The sequence below is a fragment of the Amphritea sp. GJ51-11 genome (assembly GCF_055808735.1).
The window spans coordinates 1,660,710-1,679,153 of sequence record NZ_CM147881.1 but is presented as its reverse complement, the minus strand read 5'-3'; the positions used below and the strand labels follow the sequence as shown (position 1 = coordinate 1,679,153).

The following is an 18,444-nucleotide window of genomic DNA, read 5'->3' as shown; positions in this document are numbered from 1 at the left end:
CGACACTAGCAAAAAAACGCACCCTAAGGTGCGTTTTATAGAGAAATATTAAGACGTTAAACGATTAGTTAGTCTGTTCAACAACCTTATCGCAGATATAGTTACCAATGGGTATCGCTGACGTAGCCGCTGGCGATGGTGCATTGCACACATGCAATGAACGCGGACTTTCAGCGAACAAAAAGTCATGCACTAGTGAACCATCATTCATTACTGCCTGCGCACGAATCCCTGCCGGATAAGGCTGCAGATCTTCAACTTTCAATTGCGGGCAGTACTTCTGCACCAGCTTCAAATAGCCCGGCTTCCACAACGAATTTTTAGTCTCAACAATACCGGTGCCAATATTGGCCTTCAGCACTCGCCAAAAACCGGGAAAAGTCACCATATCCCAGATATCCCGCAAGCTAATATTGATTTTGCCATAGCCTTCTCGCTTCCAACCTTGCACCGCATTTGGGCCAACGGTAACCGAGCCATCAATCATGCGAGTCAGATGTACACCAAGGAACGGCAGTTCGGGGTCAGGGATCGGATAGATCAGATGGTTAACGATACTGTTATATTTGCTGGGTAACTTATAGTATTCACCGCGAAACGGGATAATCTGAAAGTCAGTTTTAATACCCAACATTTTGGTGGTGCGATCGGCCATCAAGCCGGAACAGGTAATCAAAAATTTACCTTTAAAGCGAACCTTCTCTCCCTGATGCAACGCTTCGACCATCACCTCATCAGCAGTTTCCTGCAAACCAATGACCTGGTGATTGAGGCGGGCATCGCCCCCCATCTCAACAAAGCGTTCGGCCATTTTAGTGGTCACTTGCTGATAATTAACGATGGCAGTGTCTTTCACCAGCATACCACCAACACCAACAATGTTCGGCTCACGGGCTTTCAACTGCGCGGCATCAAGCAACTCAACATCGATGCCATTATCATGACAACGCTGATACAGCGCCTGCATCCGTTCAGCTTCTAGGGCATTGGTGGCCACCAGTAATTTGCCGCACTGGTTATAGGGTACATCGTTGTCATCGCAAAACTGCATCGTAGCCGCCACACCCGCTTTACAAAACTGAGCTTTAAGGCTGCCCGGCGCATAATAAACCCCGGCATGAATAACGCCGCTGTTATGCCCTGTTTGGTGCTTTGAATACACGGATTCTTTTTCCAGCAGCAAAATGTTGGCCTCTGGAAAGCGTTGCTTTAACTGCCAACCGGTGGACATACCGACGATGCCTCCGCCGATGATGATGTAATCGTATGTCATGGTTATCACCCGAAACCTTGAATCATTTGAACGCTTAAAAAAACGTGGTTAATAGCAAAAGCAAACGGCGGAGACGCTTAAACGACTCCGCCGATAGCAGTTATGCTGCCACTTTACTTAGTAAAATGGCCACGCTGACGTAGCAGTTCACGGCTAAGCTGAGGATGAGCAACAAACTTGTCTCGCCCGTGTAACCAGCAATGGTTTTGCGCGACCAGCATAGTACCAACCGGTAAACGCACACGGAAGAAGTTTTCATCGGCTTCCAGTGACGCACCCATCTCATAGAGGTAGAGACCTTCCGCCATATTCTGTGGCTCAGCGAACTGATCGATAAACAGCATATGCGGTTTACCATTTTTGTCTTCTTCAAAGAACACCGGATGCTCAACCTTTGATTCTACATTTTTAGACCGAGGTGCGCCCCAGACAATGTCCTGTTTCGCCAGTGGATGATGGTAAAACTTATCTAACTCAGCCCAATCATCGACGTGCAGTAACAGTGAATCACCCCCTTCCATATGGGCTTCACCCAACTTTTGCATCAACACGTAATCGGTGCGCTCATTTACATAGGTGCCATCATTGTGCAACTCCATGCGACGATGTGCCTGACGCAGGTAGCTGTCAGAATTATCATCATTCAACACGGTAAAGCGCGCATAGTATTTGCCATACATTGCATCGTGGTTTGACAAGCCGATTAGGTGAGACACAGCGGTCGACAGTTTAATATCAAACTCTGTGCGCAATTCACCTTCGGTGGCAGCGGGCTGTCCTTCGTATTGAAGTAAAAATGCTCCGGTGTTGCGATCTTGCATGGTCGCATTAAGAAACTTACCCAGCGTGTAGTCAGTCAACGCATCCAATTTATCGGCCACCGCATAACGCAGGAAAGGCTTATATTCCAACGCCTGTACAGGCCACTCACTGATCGCTTGATCAAAGGCAGTGACGGTTTCTGCCGTCAGTGTTACAACCTGCAAGCGCTTATTGGCAGCATAAGGGGCAACAGAAAAACCATTGGGTTGTGTCACTTCTACTTCACGCAACAGAGCAGTCATTTTTTCTCTCCAAACTGTAATCGTTCTGGTTATCGAACGTGTTTTACCGACCTCTTCACTTCGTGTAGCTGTCGCACCGATGATTACTCGGTAACGGGCAAACCCACGCACAAAGAGCTCTTTAAAATATTTTTGTTTTCATGGCAGATAGTTAACCTTTGTGTTGATCTGCATCACTGCCAACATCGACGCAATGCAATAATGTCGATGTTTTTACATATCGTCAACAATAATTTTAAATGTTTGTCTTAACTATTAAATGTCGCTAACTTAAAATAGCCGGTACAAATATGGCCCTGATAGCAACAATCCTTTTAAAAACAGACAATAAGACCCTAGCAATCATGATAAACAGCAGCGCAGCAACAACTGACAAGGGCGATAACTCTGCCCTAAAAGTGGTAGGTGATCTGAAACAGGATATTCTCACAGGCTATTTTCAACCCGGTGAAAAGCTCAAAATGAACCGTCTAAAAGAGCGCTATCAGGTCGGCGTGAGTCCGCTGCGCGAAGCCCTTTCGCAGCTATTGATCGAACAATTGGTGGTGGTTGAAAATCAGCGAGGCTTTAAAGTGCACCCCGTATCCCGCGAAGAGATGTTAGATATCTACGCGACGCGGGCCGAAATTGAAGCCCTCTGTATTGGCTTAGCCGTAGAGAAAGGTGACGATGAATGGGAAGCCGGTATCCTTGCGGCGGCTCATACTATGCATAAGTTTGGTGATATGGTCGAAAAAGACCCTCAGGAGTGGGAGCGGCGTCACCAAGCGTTTCATACCGCCATCGCTAAGGGGTGTAATTCACCCACCTTACTGCAGGTGCGCCGAGCGCTATATGAAAAGGCATCCCGTTATCGCAACCTCTGGCTGAAGAAAAACATGGCCAATAGTCTCGTCTTTGATGCGAACCAAAAAGAACATCAACAACTGATCGATGCCTTGTTAAAAGGTAATGCAGATGCAGCTCGAGACCTGATTAAACAACACTTACTCAGCCCAAGCCGCGCGCTGGAAAAAACCCCAGGGCTCGACGCCCTTTCGGGTTAATTCCCATCGTTTAATGGCGCGCTCAACTGAACGGAGCCACACCGATTAACCATTTATGGGCCCACAGTACAGTAACGCCATAAAGCGCCAAACCTGCCACCACCAAAACCACATCATTGATCCAAGATTCCGGCACCGTGGGTAATGAGCGAGCCTTACGTTTTTTCAGTGAGATACGATCAATCACCGCCCATGCTAAGAAACTGCCAAACAAAATCAGATCTGCCAAGGTGCCGTTAACCAATAGATGTGACAGTGCCCACAATTTGACCGCCACCAACTGGGGATGACCCAAGACACGCTGTATGCGTCCGGGAAAATACGGCGCTAACGCAAAGACAAACACCGGTAGTAACAAAAGTGCCGCAAGATGGCGCATCCAGCCGGGGCTTACATAAATCAGTTGAGGGTCTAACCGGGCCGCGGCATAGCCGCTAACAATCAACCACAAACCCAACACAGAAATCGCTATATAAGCTAGCTTCCAACCCATATCACTGATAGCCACCGCCCTATCTCGCAGTGGCTCAGCGACAATCGATATTGAATGAATCCCCAAAAATAGAATCAAACCTAAGATTAACACCAGCATTGTTTATTCCTTACACTTAAGTCCTTAAAAATAAGTTCTAAAACAGACGCATAAACGATGCGTACCGTTAATACCGTAGCTAACCACAAAAGTATGGCCGATGACTACCGCAGCGCAGCATTCACTCCATCACCTGTCCAGCATGTCATCTACTTGTTACTTTTTAGTCATCTAATATTCATATTTCAAGTCTAGTCTTGGTGCGATAAATGACTCCACTCACCTTCGTTATCAAGATAGTTTTTAGGAACATTGAGCATGAAAAAAGATCTTCTGCAGGCCGATTCAGCGTTGCATACCGAACTAGACTCCGACTTCAGTAAAATAATCGATGCCGGTATGAGCCGCCGCCGCTTTATGCAGGGCGGTGCAACGGCAATGGGTCTCTTTCTAGCGGCTAACCCGCTGAGCCAAGCGGTTGCGGCAACCACACAGCCTGAAAGCAAGCTACTGGGCTTTAAAAAAGTACCGACCAGCACTGCAGATACCTTTATCGTGCCTGAAGGTTATGTTGCCAAACCACTGATCTCTTGGGGTGACCCTATTCTTCAAGGCGCACCCGCGTTTGACGAGGGTGGCATGCAGCCTGCCAGCGCTCAGGCGGGCCAGTTCGGTGATAACACCGATGGCATGAGCTACTTCCCGCTGTCTGAAGATCGCGGCTTGCTGGCCGTTAACAATGAATACACTAACTACAAGTTGCTGTTTAACCATCGTGGCGATGCCATGACCGCCGATGATGTTAAAAAAGCCCAGGCCGCCGTAGGTATCTCTATATTTGAGATCCAGCGCACCGCCAAAGGTTGGGAATACAGCAAAACATCCACTTACAACCGCCGTATCACTGCGAATACTGAAATGCATTTAACCGGCCCAGCGGCAGGTCATGCGTTAGTCAAAACCAAGGCCGACACCACGGGCACTAAGGTACTAGGCACCTTTAACAACTGTTCAAATGGCGAAACCCCATGGGGCACTTACCTTACCTGTGAAGAAAACTTTAACGGCTTCTTTGCTAAACCCGGCGGTGAGTTAAATACCCATGAAAAACGTTACGGCCTAAAAGACGACAGTAAATACCAGTGGTTTAAATTCGATAGCCGTTTCGATATGACCCAAGAGCCAAATGAACCTAACCGCCACGGCTGGGTGGTTGAGATCGACCCAATGGATCCGACGTCGACTCCGCTCAAACGTACTGCCCTAGGTCGCTTTAAGCATGAAAATGCCGCCGTTATCGTCGCCGATAATGGTCATGTAGTGATCTATCTGGGTGATGATGAACGGGGGGAACACCTGTACAAATTTGTCACTAAAAACAAATATAACCCAGCCGATAAAGCGGCTAACCGCCACTTACTCGATGAAGGGACTCTCTACGTGTCCCGTTTCAACGCCCAACCCGGTGAAGTCAGTGGTAGCGGCGAGTGGATCGAATTAACCCATGGCAAAAACGGCCTAACCGCTGAAAATGGCTTTAACAGCCAAGCAGAGGTGGTTATCTTTGCCCGTGAAGCGGCGACTGTTGTCGGCGCGACCACCATGGACCGCCCAGAGTGGGTAGCAGTCAACCATAAAACCAAAACCGTATGCTGTACCCTGACCAACAATAAGTACCGTGGCAAAAAAGACAATCAGCCGATTGGTGGCCCAAATCCACGTGCCAATAACAAGTATGGTCAGATCGTGCGTTGGAACGAAGCCGGCGCTAACAACGCCGCAACAAGCTTCAAATGGGATCTATTCTTGGTGGCAGGTAATCCAACGGTACACAAAGATTTCTATGCCGGCTCCGCTAATATCAACGATGAGAACATGTTCAACAGCCCCGATGGCTTAGGTTTTGATAACGACGGTCGTCTCTGGATCCTAACCGATGGCAAATACTCCAATGAGGGAGATTTTGCCGGCATGGGGAACAATCAGATGCTCTGTGCCGATCCAAAAACCGGTGAAGTACGCCGCTTTGCAACCGGGCCAATCGCTTGCGAAATCACCGGCCTGACCTTCTCGCCTGATCAACGTACGGTCTTTGTCGGCGTTCAACACCCCGGAGAAGCGGATAAACCGTCCCATTTCCCTGCGGGCGGTAACAGCAAACCTCGTTCGACCATTATGGCGATTCAGCGTCAAGATGGCGGCATTATCGGCGCCTAAGCCGATGCCCAACAGGTTCTGATAACAGAGCCTATTAGTGATTAGTCTAATTTTACCTAAAGCCCTCCCAAAGTGGGGGGCTTTTTACATTTAAAGTCCCTCTCACCGACCCGGTCTACTGTCAGGCTTGCAGAACCTCTGTTAAAATGAAGCTACCTACTTAATAGGTTCACCACGACTTCATTCACCTGAATAGTCATTAGGCTGTCACTTGCTAAGCTATTCATTTGCTAACGCAGAGATAAGGCCAACCTATACACATGCTATCCCGCCTTTTTCTTATGGTTATCCTAATGGCTGCAGAAATGCTGACCATGAAGGCCATGCAAACACTGGAGATTCCGCTCAGTTTTTTTGGCTGGAAATATTTCTCGATGCCAGTCTAACCGCCTTAATCACCATCTTCACCATGCGCTTCATGCTCAAAACAAAACGCTTTATCGCGCGGGAAGATCTCAGCAATGAATCACTCCTGCTGCGCACCGCCATTATCGCGTTTACAGTGGCAACCGTACTCGCACTGGTTCTGCCATTACTAAAGTTATCCTCATCAGGTGTAACGACGCTTATCGCCTGCGGCCTGTCTTTTTCCCTTTTAACCACCTTGCTAATCCATTATCTATTACTCAAAGGTGGAACAATCGGACAACTCAACCATCGTTCATTGATCGAGAAAGTCCTCGCCTTACGGGGATTTCTGCTACTGACTTACCTCGCATCACTGAGCCTGTTTCTCTTGTTGTTGCTCAATATTTATCAGCAAGAGCATAAGACCCATATCGCCGAGGCGATTGCGCAAGAGCAGCAACAGTTAAAGCTGATCAGAAATGGACTCCACGAACATATTTCCAAAGCGGCCTCCGATACGCGAATGCTGGCGTTACAGGATAATTTACAATACCTATTAAAGGGCGAGATCGACGCCGCTAGTCGGTTAGCCCGAGATTATCTTAGCCTAGCCACGATCAAGCCCGCTTATGAACAGATCCGTTATATTGACGCTAAAGGCATTGAGGTCATCCGGGTAGATCAATCGAGCCTCGGCCCGGTGGTCACCCCGCCAGACGCAATGCAAGATAAGCATCAACGCTATTATTTTGCCGACTCATTTAAGCTTTCAGCCGGTCAGGTCTACGTTTCAAAAATGGATCTTAATATCGAAAATGGCCGCATTGAACTGCCGTTTAAACCGATTGTGCGTATCGCTACCCCGGTATTTGATCAACAAGGTAACAAGCAAGGCATTGTCATCATTAACTTGAACAGCACGGCCCTGTTCACTAAATTAAAACGGGAAGCGAGTAGTATTGCCGGCGAGCTGATGCTGCTTAACGAAAATGGTTACTGGTTGTTTGGTCGTGAACGTGAAGCAGCCTGGGCCTTTATGTTTCCACGCTATGAAGACCGAACCATTGATAAATACTATCCTGGGGTTTGGTCGCGTATTAAAGCCAATCAACGGGGGTTTTTCCCCTCGAACTATGGCTACTTTATCTTTGACACCATCTCCACGGATCTAACAAAAGTCATTAATAGTAAACCAATGGAGGTAAGCCATTGGCCTAAATGGAAGCTGATCTCACTGGCCAGCTCCGAAGACTTTTACGCCTCCTACCGTAACCTACTCCCACCGTTGGTGATGTTCTTTATTCTTACCTCCACCATTACCGGTATTGGCACCCTGCTATATTTCCGTATACAGCGAAAACACCTCACTGCTCAACAAGAGATTCAGCACCTTGCCCACTACGATCAGCTAACCGGTCTGTATAACCGTAACCTGTTTCTTGAAGTATTAGAGTTACAACTAGCACAGGCCCGACGCTCCAAAGCGCCTCTAGCACTTATCTATATGGACCTCGACCACTTCAAGCCCATCAACGACCAGTATGGTCATCAAGCGGGTGATTATGTTCTGCAGCAGGTGGCTGGCCGGATGCGTGAAATACTCCGCGAAACCGATACCATTGCACGCCTCGGTGGAGATGAATTTGCCGCCATACTGCCATCACACGGCACCCGGCGACAACTATCAATCATCGCACAACGGGTGATCGACTCGATGGGCCAACCCATCATCTTTAATGATCAAGTAATCACTGTCGGCATCAGTATTGGTATCGCTATTCACTTTAAAGGCCAACCATTGGAAGCGCTCCTGCATGAAGCAGATTTAGCGATGTATGAAGCTAAACGCAGCAAAATCAATAGCTTCAAATATGCGGATGAGCTAGAAATCATCTCATAATCACTGGGCAGCACGCCGGTCTTAGCCTGTTTGCAGATAGCCTCGACCACCTTCATTTATTTCAATTGGTTATCAATAGCATGCTTCTTATAACCAAAATCAAGACCATATAGTAAATCAATATTAGAACTGCGCCTGCGAATAGGTATAATCCCGGCTTAAATTAGTGAGGTTACCTAGCGTAATGCTCACTATCAATTTATCAACCTGCATTCCAAAAGAGTGGCAGGTTTTTTTATTGCTAATTCTGTTTATCTGCAGAATATAATCAACAACCACATCCAGTGACCTTAGTGTACCGGTAGATGACTACCGCTTCCCCTATGGCTCTGTTGCGGTTGTAGCAAATATGTTTCTTTACCCTGGAGCCTGAAATGAGAGCCAACCCGCTCGCGCTACTACCTCTGTTACTCTTTCTCGCCCTGTTTATTGGCAGTGGCGTTTACTATCAAGCCGCTAATGTAGATTATGCCTTCTATCAGATCTCAGCTCCCGTAGCGATCCTGCCCGCTATTGTGCTGGCATTACTGTTAGGAAGCGGCGAACTGAACCAACGGCTCGATACCTTTATTAAAGGTGTGGGTGACAGCAATATCATTACCATGTGCCTGATCTACTTGCTCGCTGGCGCCTTTGCCAGTGTCGCTAAAGCGGTAGGTGGTGTCGATGCAACGGTCAACTTTGGCCTGAGTTTTATCCCAGCACAATTTGTGCTGCCCGGTCTATTTATCATCACCGCCTTTATTGCCACCGCGATGGGTACCTCAATGGGCACCATTGCCGCTATGGCGCCTATTGCCGTCGGTCTAACAGAAGTCAGCGATCTATCAGTACCGCTGTGCATTGGTGCCGTTGTTGGCGGTGCGATGTTTGGTGACAACCTGTCGATTATCTCAGACACCACCATTGCCGCCACCCGCTCACAAGGCTGCAACATGCGCGATAAATTCCGCATGAATTTTAAAATTGCCCTGCCCGCAGCACTCATCACCCTCGTATGGCTCTACTTACAGGGCACTGATGCCAATATCGCTCAGGACACCGACTATCAGTTGCTGAAAGTATTACCCTATCTGGTTGTACTCACCATGGCACTTACCGGCTTCAATGTCTTCTTGGTCTTGTTTAGCGGCATTCTGCTGGCGGGCACCATCGGCTTAAGCGGACTGGACAGCTACTCGATTGCACAGTTTTCTAAGGATATCTATGCCGGCTATACCGGCATGCAGGAGATCATGATTCTGTCGATGTTGATCGGTGGTTTAGGGGCGTTAATGAAAGCCCAAGGAGGTTTAGAATTTCTAGCCCGCCAAATAGAACGGCTCACCTCTAAAGGCGATAATGCAGCCGCCAGTCCACGGGCTGGCGAAGCCGCTATTAGTGCCGCCGTTGCACTAACAAACGTCTGTACCGCCAATAACACGGTATCCATTATTATCTGTGGCGGTTTAGCAAGAGACATCGCCGAGCGTCAACATGTCGACCCGCGTCGCAGTGCTTGCTTGATGGATATATTCTCCTGTACGGTGCAAGGATTATTACCCTATGGAGCCCAGGTACTATTGGCCGGTTCGATTGCAGGGATATCACCTCTGATTGTCATTGCGAATATCCAATACACCTGGCTATTGGGTGTGATTGCACTGGGAACCATTATCTTTGGCAGCTACGCCGCTAAGCCGCGTGCACAGCTAGCGGAATACTAACGCTCAGCCCCTATGAAAGCAGGTCTAAAAGACTCGATGGCCTCGCCATCGCTTAACGGCTAGGTTTAAGCACAAAAAAAGGGGATCACATTAATAATGTGATCCCCTTTTTACGTTTAGATCACGCCACGATCGGCGCACTCAGACGGTCAGTTTTACACGCCTCCATAAACTGCTTAGCGACGGCGAGCAAACGTGCATCATCACCTCGAGCGGCGACCAGCTGTAAACCAACCGGTAACCCTTTAACAAAGCCGCAGGGAACCGTAGAAGCCGGCTGCTGGGTCAAGTTAAATGGATAAGAAAATGGCGTCCATTCCATCCACTCTGTCTGGCTATCATCCACTGTATTTTGTCCCGCAGCAAAAGCCGTAATTGGTAACGTTGGCGTCAACAAGAGATCATAGCGCCGATGAAACTGGTTCATCATCATTCCTAGCTCGGCTCGAGCATCGACGGCTTTCATATAGCTAACAATGTCAATGTTACGACCCTGCTCACCTATATTGCGAAAGCCTGGATCAAGCAGTTCCCGCTGCTCTTCACTAAAACTTTCAACGACTTTTCCGGCACCGGTAAACCAGAGCGTTGAAAAGATCTCCGCCGGATCCGTAAACCCGGGATCAACCTCTTCAACATTTGCGCCCAAATCAACCAACAACTTGATGGCCTGATCAACTTTCAGCTGTACTTCTGGATCAACATCCACGTATCCGAGCGTTGGGCTGTAAGCGATTGTAAGCTTGCTAAAATCAATACTTGGCGACTCACTCCAGCGGCCACTATAGATACGATCAGAATACCAATCACGATCATCAGGGCGGGCAACGGCATCCATCATCAACAAACTATCGTCAACCGTACGAGTCATCGGACCAAGATGAGACAGCGTGGTCATTGCACTAGCAGGCCATTGCGGGATAAAACCAAAGGTTGGCTTGATCCCAAACACACCACAAAAACCGCCGGGGATACGAATAGAGCCACCCGCGTCACTTCCTTGGTGCAATACCCCCATATTCAGAGCGGCGGCAGCGGCAGCACCGCCAGATGAACCACCTGCGGTCAACCCAGTATTCCAAGGGTTACGGGTGATACCGGTTAAACGATTATCGGTAACGCCTTTCCAGCCAAATTCAGGGGTACAGGTCTTACCCAGAATAACCGCACCCGCTTCAAGCATCCGATCAGTAAATGGCGCATTATCAGTCACCGGTTCCGCTGAACTGATCAATGATCCGCTACGATTTGGCATGCCCGCTACCCGGGTCAAATCTTTAATTGATGAGGGTACGCCATCAATTGGGCTTTGCGGGTTACCCGCCATCCACCGCTGTTCTGACGCTTTGGCAGCATTTAGCGCTCTTTCAGCATCCACATAACAATAAGCATTTACCTGCTCATTACAGGCCTCTATCCGTGCCAGTGCTGCCTCAGTCGCCGCCACAGGTGAAAGCTCTTTACTGCGATATAACCGACTAAGCGTGGTTGCATCAAGGTCCGCAATATCCGTCGCTTTGTTTATATCCATCTCAATTGGCCCGCCCAGCACTTGCCAATAAGGCATTTAATAATACCGAGGCTCCCGCCGCTAAATCTTTAGCGTCGGCACGCTCCATCTCATTGTGACTGATGCCACCTTCGCAAGGCACAAAGATCATCCCAGCAGGTGCAATTTCTGCCATAAAAATAGCATCGTGTCCTGCACCGCTAACAATATCTAGGTGGCTATAACCCAGCGCTTCAGTCGCATGACGAACCGCATCAACGCACTCAGGCGCAAACGCCAGCGGCGGAAAATCAGCGGTCGGTGTGAGCACTGTTGTCACGCCAAACTGCTGCTCTATCCGCAAAATTTCTGCCTTCAGTTCCAGCACCATCGTTTCCAGAATATCAGCTTCGAGATGGCGTAGATCAACGGTTAGGTCAACCTGCCCCGGAATAACATTTCTTGATCCAGGAAACAGCTCTAAGCAGCCAACGGTTCCGCGCCCGTGTGGTTCATATTTCAACGCCAATTGATTAACAAAAACCATCACATGGGCCGCAGCCAAACCGGCATCATGACGCAATTTCATAGGCGTAGGGCCCGCATGCGCTTCAACCCCGGTAATACGTAAATCAAACCATTTTTGTCCCAGTGCACCTATGACAACCCCAACGGTTTTATCTTCATCCTCTAGCACTGGCCCCTGTTCGATATGAGCTTCGTAATACGCCGCAGCCTGATGGCCGGTAACCGACCGCTCTCCGGCAAAACCGATGCTTTGGAGTGCCTCGTCGACAGAAACACCATCGCTATCACAGGTCGCTAACGTATCTTCCAGCGTAAACTGACCGGTAAAAACGCCAGACCCCATCATACAAGGTGGAAAACGTGAGCCCTCTTCATTAGTCCAAACGACCACTTCGATCGGTGCCATCGTTTCAATATTCAGATCATTCAGACGCCGAATCGCTTCAAGGCCGGACATCACCCCAAAACACCCATCAAACTTACCACCGGTTGGCTGTGTATCAATATGACTTCCGGTCATCACGGGCGGCAAGCTATTATCGCGTCCCGCTCTACGCGCAAAAATATTACCTATTTGATCAATGCTGACGTCACAACCCGCGTCAGTACACCATTGAATAAAAAGCTCTCGCACCTGGCGGTCAAGGTCCGTCAATGCCAACCGGTTCAAGCCGCCTTTAGCGGTCTCCCCGATTTTGCCCTGCTCCATTAGACTCGCCCAGAGCCGATCTTGATCGACTCTTAATACATTAGAAGCCAACATCTCGTTACTCATTTTATTCATCATTCATTATCCTTTTAGCTGTCGGCTAAACTGCCAAATAGCGATCTTTAATCGATTCTTGCTGACGGAAATCCTCGCCCGTGCCGCTATAAACAATATTGCCCTGCTCTAACACATAGTGCCGGTCTGCTAGGCGCTCACATACCGCTAGGTTTTGCTCCACCAGCAGCACCGACACGCCCGCTACTCGGATGCGTTCAAGAATGCGGACGATTTCATCAACAATGACTGGGGCTAAACCTTCGGTGGGCTCATCCAGTAATAATAGCTCCGGCTTATTCACCAAAGCCCTCGCCATCGCAAGCATCTGCTGCTCACCGCCGGACAGTTCATTACCACCATTTTTACGCCGTTCATAAAGCCGCGGGAACATTTCATACACATCACCGATGTCCCAGCGACTTCCCGCTCGAACAGCAATGGCTAAGTTTTCTTCGACACTCAGCAGACTGAAGATACCGCGGTGTTCCGGTACTAAAGCAATGCCATAACGGGCGATCTCAAAGGTCTCTTTCCCCACCAACTCAACGTCATTAAAACGGATGGAGCCCTGTTTCGGTTTCACAATACCCATGATGCTGCGTAATGTAGTCGTTTTACCCGCGCCATTACGCCCTAGCAATGTCACCAGTTCACCGGAACCCACCTCAAGAGAAAGCCCTTCCAACACATGGCTTTTACCGTAGTAAGAATGAACATTATTAAGCTCAAGTTTCATGATCCACTTTCCCCCAGATAGGCCTTCTTAACACGCTCATCCCCACTGACCACTTCGGGTTCACCTTCAATCAGAATATTGCCCTGATGCATCACGGTAATTCGATCTGAAATTGACATCACCAGTTTCATATTATGCTCAATCAACATCACCGTATGATCTTGCCCCAGCTCAGATATCAGCTGTGTCATCACCGGAATATCATCCACGCCCATACCAGAAGTAGGCTCATCCAACAGTAACATTTGCGGGCTACTACACAGTGCCATACCGACCTCAAGGACCCGTTGCTGACCGTGCGACAGCTCTCCGGCATAGGTATCAGCCACCGCGCCCAACTTGATCCGTTCAATCACTTCATCGGCTTTATCGCTATGTTGCCGCCGATGGTTCTCCGAATACCAGAACGCTAATGCCGCCAACCCATCTCGTCCTTGAGCAGCTAAGCGAAGATTTTCACGCACACTCAGGTTCTGAAACAGACTAGTGATCTGAAATGAGCGGGACATCCCCACAGCTACCCGCTTATGGGGTGCCTGATGGGTGACATCATGTCCCGCAAACTGGATGCTTCCACTGGAGGGTTTACGTTCACCCGTCAGGCAGTGAAACAAAGTTGTTTTACCGGCACCATTGGGCCCAATCACCGTGTGTATAGAGCCTCGTTTGATCTTCAAATCGACGCTGCCTAGCGCCGCAAATGCGCCATAGCGTAAACCGAGGTTTTCTGTTTCGAGTATATAATCGTTCATCAGTTAACCTCCGAGGACTTCGCCGCAGATGCTTTGCGACGACGGTATTCACGCCAGCGATCGGCAACAGAACCCACACCACCCCAAAGACCCGATGGCATAAACAGCACGACGCCGATCAGAGCAATACCTAATAAAATCATCCAGCGAGGCCAGACGGACGACAATATATCGCCCAATAACACGATCGATCCCGCCCCGAGGATAGAGCCGAATAAAGAACCGGTACCGCCAATGATCGTCATGATCAAAATGCTTTCTGACATCTGAAGCTCAATATTAGAAAGCGGCGCAAAGTTGAGTAACATCGCGTAAAGCGCGCCGGCAATACCGGTGATACCGCCCGAAATAACAAAGGCCAACAACTTAAAATGATTGGTCGAAAAGCCAACGGCTGAAGCGCGGTTTTCGTTCTCTCTAATCGCCACCAGTGTGGTGCCAAAAGGGGAATGAATCACCCGACGAGCAAACACAAAGATCAGCATGAAAAGCACACCAACAAAAGCGTAGAACGCCTCACTGGAGACCAGGTCACTCACCTCAAAGCCAAACAACATTAATGCCGGACGAGGAATGTCTAGCAAACCATTATCACCGCCAGTCCAATCGCTCAGGCTATAAGCAATAAAGTACGCCATCTGTGAAAAGGACAACGTCAACATGACAAAATAGATCCCCTTTCGACGTATCGACAGCGCGCCTACCAATCCGGCGAGTAAGGCGCCCGTTAACATTGCAATAAGCAGTGCTTCGAGTAGTCCAAATTGCCAATGAATCATGCATATCGACGCCACATAAGCACCACCACCAAAGAAAATCCCCTGACCAAAAGAGAGTAATCCGGTATAACCCAATAGCAGGTTACAAGCTAACGCGGCCATCGCAAAAATAAGAATTTCAGTCGCTAAAGTTGCTGAAGGCAATAACAGTGGCATCACGATAATCGTGACTAACGCAGCCAATGTCACCCCGCCAAACAGTGATGATGATTTTTTTGCTTCATCATAATCAGCCTCTCCCGAATAAACCGTAAGGACGTAACAGAATGACAAAAGCCATCGCACCATAAATCATCAGACTTGAGCCTTGAGGCCAGATCGTCGTCATGAGGCTCTGCACCAATCCGACAATCAACCCACCTACTAGCGCTCCGGTGAATGATCCCATCCCGCCAATCACAACAACCACAAAGGCAATACCGAGGACTTCAACGCCAACAAAGGGATGTACACCGCGAATAGGCGCTGCCAACACGCCAGCAAGACCCGCAAGCCCCACTCCTAGCGCAAAAGTGATCGAGAACAGTTTATGTATGTGCGTTCCTAACAGCGAAACGGTTTCTGTATCCTCACTACCGGCTCGCACCAGCGCGCCAAAACGTGTTCGTTCTAGCAGCAACCAAAGCGCAAAAGCGATAACCGCAGCAAATATAATCACAAATAAGCGATACTTCGGATAATAGAAATGTCCCATCTGGAATACGCCCTGCAAGGCATCCGGTACGGAAACAGATTTACCGATAGGCCCCCAGATAGAGATGGTCAACTCCTGAATAATCAGAGCGATACCGAGGGTTATCAAGATGTGATAAGTATGCGGCAAGTGATAGGCACGTTTAATCAACGTCCTTTCAGTCAAAAAAGCCAAAGCAGCAACAATAAGAGGCGCTATCGCGAGCGCCAGCCAAAAATTACCCGTCAAAGAAACAATGGTAAAACAAAGATAGGAGCCTATAAGATAAAAGGCACCATGGGCAAAGTTAACAAAATTCAAAAGACCAAAGATAATCGTCAGTCCGACCGAAATCAGAAAATAGATCATCCCTAAGCCGACACCATTCAGTATCTGAAAAAGATAGAGACTCATCGGTTCACTCCAGCAAAAGTCATATATTCCGTATCCCGGCATAACCGGAATACGGAGGTCAAATTAACTACGTTTGCACGCTAGAGTTGCTTCATCAGGAAACGATTTTCCAGAGCTGATAATATCGACATAATCATCTGCATCAGCCATTTCTGACGCTGGCTTGCCTTTCAGCAGGTAGTAATCTTTAAGTACCTGGTGATCGGCTGCACGCACAAATTCACTACCGGTAGGACCATCATAGGTCACACCTTCCAATGCCTTAGTGACAACAGCACTGTCAGTCGTACCCGCCTTAGCGATGGCGTTCAAGATTGCGGTAGTACCAATATAGTCAGCCGCTAATGGGTAGTTTGGGTTCATGCCGTAAGCTTCATTCACCCGTTTAACCAGCGCATTGTTCATTGGGGTATCAACGGTATGCCAATACTGAGCACCAAAATACACACCGTCTGCAATGTCGGGACCGAGCTCTTGCAATTGATCAAGACCTGAAGACCAAGCCATCAGAATGGTCATCTGGTTTTTAAGGCCAAAGTTGATCGCTTGACGCAGTGCATTGGATGACTGAGAACCAAAGTTCAAGAGCAGTAAAACATCAGGTTGAGCGGCCATCGCATTTGTTAGGTAACCAGAGAACTCTTGCTCTTTCAACGAGTGGTAGCTGTTACCCACATGCTCGACACCTTCGGCTTCAAACACCTGCTTCGCATTTTCTAGCAGCGCTTCACCAAAGACATACTGAGGCGTGATGGTGTACCAACGTTTTTTCTCTGGAAACTGATCGATCAAGGGCTTAACAGTTTGACGGATAGCACCATATGTTGGCACAGACCAACGAAAAGTGGACATATTGCAATCGACACCCGTTAACTCATCAGCACCTGCGGGGGTCATGAAAACACCATTGACCTTATTCACTTCTTTACCTATCGCCAGCGCGGTAGAAGACAGTGTTGCACCATCAAAAAAACGAGCGTTATCCTGGCTGATCGCTTCCTGAACCTTACGAACAGCTTTACCCGCATTTCCTTCAGTATCGAGCGTCTTATAGCTCACCGGCTGCCCCAATAGAGTGCCATAATCCTCAACGGCCAGTTTTGAACCCATATCGGCATATTTACCATAACTAGCAAACGCACCTGATACAGATTTAACGCCATAAATAGTAACCCCCTCAGCAGCAAACGTGAGCGTAGCCGTCGCCGACAAAACAGCGGAGAGTAAGACATTTCTCAATATCATTTTTTTCATAGTGCTTTCCTCTAAGGTTTCTTTACTATTTTATTTATTGCCTTATCTTGAAGCTTCTCAGTTATTTTCGGCCTGTTTAACAAGCTCTTTTTGGTAGGTACTTAAATACCCGGTTTTACATTTTTTTAGATATCTGGCCATCCAGCGCAACAAACTGCTCTTCCGCCTCACACATATGCTCACCCATTAAATGACGCACAGCGGATACATCTTCAGCCCGGTAGGCTTCAAGTAAGCGCTGGTGATAAACAACATTTGAATGGGTAAATTGATAAGCATCGATTTGATAGGATTTTTTGAGTACCACCAAATCTCGAAGAGTTTCATTCAAAAAGCGACCCATAAAACTAAACAAAGGGTTCGGACTGGCATCGGCGAGTACATTATGAAATTCAAGTTCAGCAATCCGCTGAAGCCGCTGCTGGTCATCTGATTCCGGCGCTGTTGAGCAGGCTTTGGTATACTCTTCAAGCCGTTCAAAATCAGTGGGTGTTAACTTGCCAACCACCGAAACAGCAAGTTCAACCTCTATCAGCTTACGCATCTCATACACTTGCTCGGCTGATAGGTGATTAAAATAGAGATAATTTCGTAACATCTTACTGGCTGGGTCCGTACCCACTTCAGAAAGATAGGCTCCGCCGCCGGGGCCCGGGCGAGTATAAACAAGCCCTTCAACTTCTAACGCCTTTAACGCTTCCCTGACCGTTCCCTTAGAACAACCAAACTGCTCAATTAAATCTCGCTCGTTAGGTAGGCGATCACCCGGTAGAAGTTTTTTTGCCACTATCATCGACTTCACTTCATCGACAATGAGATCAGATAATTTTTGTTTACGGTACTTTCGCTGAACTTCAGCCATTTCATCTCCGAAAAGAGCCACTTTAACAATTAATGTAAATAATCATGATTAATTATTTTGGCTCAAAAAAATCAGCCCTAAAGCTGCTTCTGATACCGACGAGTA

The 18,444-nt window shown here is 48.2% G+C and carries 15 protein-coding genes; 4 read left to right on the top strand and 11 right to left on the bottom strand.

Going from position 1 to position 18,444, the window contains the following annotated elements; translation table 11 throughout:
- Window positions 1-64: 64 nt before the first annotated feature.
- Window positions 65-1,273: an L-2-hydroxyglutarate oxidase gene (gene lhgO / locus AC0L4K_RS07305; protein ID WP_417225514.1), complete on the bottom strand. Its 1,209-nt coding sequence runs from the start codon at window positions 1,271-1,273 to the stop codon at window positions 65-67.
- Window positions 1,274-1,386: 113 nt separating this feature from the next.
- Window positions 1,387-2,337 (bottom strand): glutarate dioxygenase GlaH, encoded by a 951-nt coding sequence (glaH, locus tag AC0L4K_RS07300; RefSeq protein ID WP_417225513.1) that lies wholly within the window; start codon window positions 2,335-2,337, stop codon window positions 1,387-1,389.
- Window positions 2,338-2,681: 344 nt separating this feature from the next.
- On the opposite strand from glaH, the gene csiR reads away from it, so the two are divergent.
- Window positions 2,682-3,383 carry a DNA-binding transcriptional regulator CsiR gene (gene csiR / locus AC0L4K_RS07295; protein WP_417225511.1) on the top strand — a complete coding sequence of 234 codons (702 nt, stop codon included), beginning with the start codon at window positions 2,682-2,684 and terminating at the stop codon, window positions 3,381-3,383.
- A 22-nt stretch (window positions 3,384-3,405) separates the two neighbouring features.
- Here csiR and AC0L4K_RS07290 read toward each other — a convergent pair whose 3' ends face one another.
- Window positions 3,406-3,975: an NnrU family protein gene (locus AC0L4K_RS07290; RefSeq protein WP_473268784.1), complete on the bottom strand. Its 570-nt coding sequence runs from the start codon at window positions 3,973-3,975 to the stop codon at window positions 3,406-3,408.
- Between the two features lie 258 nt (window positions 3,976-4,233).
- Between AC0L4K_RS07290 and AC0L4K_RS07285 the strand changes: the two genes are divergently transcribed.
- The 3 genes from AC0L4K_RS07285 to AC0L4K_RS07275 all read left to right on the top strand — a co-directional run bounded on the left by AC0L4K_RS07285 (window position 4,234) and on the right by AC0L4K_RS07275 (window position 10,086).
- On the top strand, window positions 4,234-6,132 hold the full coding sequence (locus AC0L4K_RS07285) for a PhoX family protein (RefSeq protein ID WP_417225507.1): 1,899 nt from the start codon (window positions 4,234-4,236) through the stop codon (window positions 6,130-6,132).
- A gap of 418 nt (window positions 6,133-6,550) precedes the next feature.
- The gene (locus tag AC0L4K_RS07280) at window positions 6,551-8,380 is read left to right on the top strand and encodes a cache domain-containing protein (protein WP_473268782.1); all 1,830 of its coding nucleotides are present in this window, start codon (window positions 6,551-6,553) and stop codon (window positions 8,378-8,380) included.
- A 374-nt stretch (window positions 8,381-8,754) separates the two neighbouring features.
- Window positions 8,755-10,086, top strand: coding sequence for a Na+/H+ antiporter NhaC family protein (locus AC0L4K_RS07275; RefSeq protein WP_473268781.1), 1,332 nt, complete (start codon window positions 8,755-8,757; stop codon window positions 10,084-10,086).
- 121 nt (window positions 10,087-10,207) lie between these two features.
- Here the strand turns inward: AC0L4K_RS07275 and AC0L4K_RS07270 are convergent, their stop codons facing one another.
- From AC0L4K_RS07270 to AC0L4K_RS07235, 8 genes are all read right to left on the bottom strand, one after another.
- On the bottom strand, window positions 10,208-11,653 hold the full coding sequence (locus AC0L4K_RS07270; protein WP_473268780.1) for an amidase: 1,446 nt from the start codon (window positions 11,651-11,653) through the stop codon (window positions 10,208-10,210).
- Window positions 11,619-12,890 carry a Zn-dependent hydrolase gene (locus AC0L4K_RS07265; RefSeq protein ID WP_417225499.1) on the bottom strand — a complete coding sequence of 424 codons (1,272 nt, stop codon included), beginning with the start codon at window positions 12,888-12,890 and terminating at the stop codon, window positions 11,619-11,621. The genes AC0L4K_RS07270 and AC0L4K_RS07265 overlap by 35 nt, the downstream gene beginning before the upstream one ends.
- 22 nt (window positions 12,891-12,912) lie before the next feature.
- Window positions 12,913-13,605 (bottom strand): ABC transporter ATP-binding protein, encoded by a 693-nt coding sequence (locus AC0L4K_RS07260; RefSeq protein WP_473268779.1) that lies wholly within the window; start codon window positions 13,603-13,605, stop codon window positions 12,913-12,915.
- Window positions 13,602-14,357 carry an ABC transporter ATP-binding protein gene (locus AC0L4K_RS07255; RefSeq protein WP_252734934.1) on the bottom strand — a complete coding sequence of 252 codons (756 nt, stop codon included), beginning with the start codon at window positions 14,355-14,357 and terminating at the stop codon, window positions 13,602-13,604. The genes AC0L4K_RS07260 and AC0L4K_RS07255 overlap by 4 nt, the downstream gene beginning before the upstream one ends.
- Window positions 14,357-15,409: a branched-chain amino acid ABC transporter permease gene (locus AC0L4K_RS07250; RefSeq protein WP_473268778.1), complete on the bottom strand. Its 1,053-nt coding sequence runs from the start codon at window positions 15,407-15,409 to the stop codon at window positions 14,357-14,359. The genes AC0L4K_RS07255 and AC0L4K_RS07250 overlap by 1 nt, the downstream gene beginning before the upstream one ends.
- Window positions 15,366-16,223, bottom strand: coding sequence for a branched-chain amino acid ABC transporter permease (locus AC0L4K_RS07245; protein WP_215951921.1), 858 nt, complete (start codon window positions 16,221-16,223; stop codon window positions 15,366-15,368). The genes AC0L4K_RS07250 and AC0L4K_RS07245 overlap by 44 nt, the downstream gene beginning before the upstream one ends.
- 63 nt (window positions 16,224-16,286) lie before the next feature.
- On the bottom strand, window positions 16,287-17,477 hold the full coding sequence (locus tag AC0L4K_RS07240; protein WP_473268777.1) for an ABC transporter substrate-binding protein: 1,191 nt from the start codon (window positions 17,475-17,477) through the stop codon (window positions 16,287-16,289).
- Window positions 17,478-17,592: 115 nt separating this feature from the next.
- Window positions 17,593-18,339, bottom strand: coding sequence for a FadR/GntR family transcriptional regulator (locus AC0L4K_RS07235; protein ID WP_473268776.1), 747 nt, complete (start codon window positions 18,337-18,339; stop codon window positions 17,593-17,595).
- Window positions 18,340-18,444 lie beyond the last annotated feature (105 nt).

Coding starts and splice junctions, on each gene's coding strand:
- lhgO (WP_417225514.1), bottom strand. CDS start 1,273: ATGACATACGATTACATCATCATCGGCGGAGGCATCGTCGGTATGTCC.
- glaH (WP_417225513.1), bottom strand. CDS start 2,337: ATGACTGCTCTGTTGCGTGAAGTAGAAGTGACACAACCCAATGGTTTT.
- csiR (WP_417225511.1), top strand. CDS start 2,682: ATGATAAACAGCAGCGCAGCAACAACTGACAAGGGCGATAACTCTGCC.
- AC0L4K_RS07290 (WP_473268784.1), bottom strand. CDS start 3,975: ATGCTGGTGTTAATCTTAGGTTTGATTCTATTTTTGGGGATTCATTCA.
- AC0L4K_RS07285 (WP_417225507.1), top strand. CDS start 4,234: ATGAAAAAAGATCTTCTGCAGGCCGATTCAGCGTTGCATACCGAACTA.
- AC0L4K_RS07280 (WP_473268782.1), top strand. CDS start 6,551: ATGCTCAAAACAAAACGCTTTATCGCGCGGGAAGATCTCAGCAATGAA.
- AC0L4K_RS07275 (WP_473268781.1), top strand. CDS start 8,755: ATGAGAGCCAACCCGCTCGCGCTACTACCTCTGTTACTCTTTCTCGCC.
- AC0L4K_RS07270 (WP_473268780.1), bottom strand. CDS start 11,653: ATGCCTTATTGGCAAGTGCTGGGCGGGCCAATTGAGATGGATATAAAC.
- AC0L4K_RS07265 (WP_417225499.1), bottom strand. CDS start 12,890: ATGATGAATAAAATGAGTAACGAGATGTTGGCTTCTAATGTATTAAGA.
- AC0L4K_RS07260 (WP_473268779.1), bottom strand. CDS start 13,605: ATGAAACTTGAGCTTAATAATGTTCATTCTTACTACGGTAAAAGCCAT.
- AC0L4K_RS07255 (WP_252734934.1), bottom strand. CDS start 14,357: ATGAACGATTATATACTCGAAACAGAAAACCTCGGTTTACGCTATGGC.
- AC0L4K_RS07245 (WP_215951921.1), bottom strand. CDS start 16,223: ATGAGTCTCTATCTTTTTCAGATACTGAATGGTGTCGGCTTAGGGATG.
- AC0L4K_RS07240 (WP_473268777.1), bottom strand. CDS start 17,477: ATGAAAAAAATGATATTGAGAAATGTCTTACTCTCCGCTGTTTTGTCG.
- AC0L4K_RS07235 (WP_473268776.1), bottom strand. CDS start 18,339: ATGGCTGAAGTTCAGCGAAAGTACCGTAAACAAAAATTATCTGATCTC.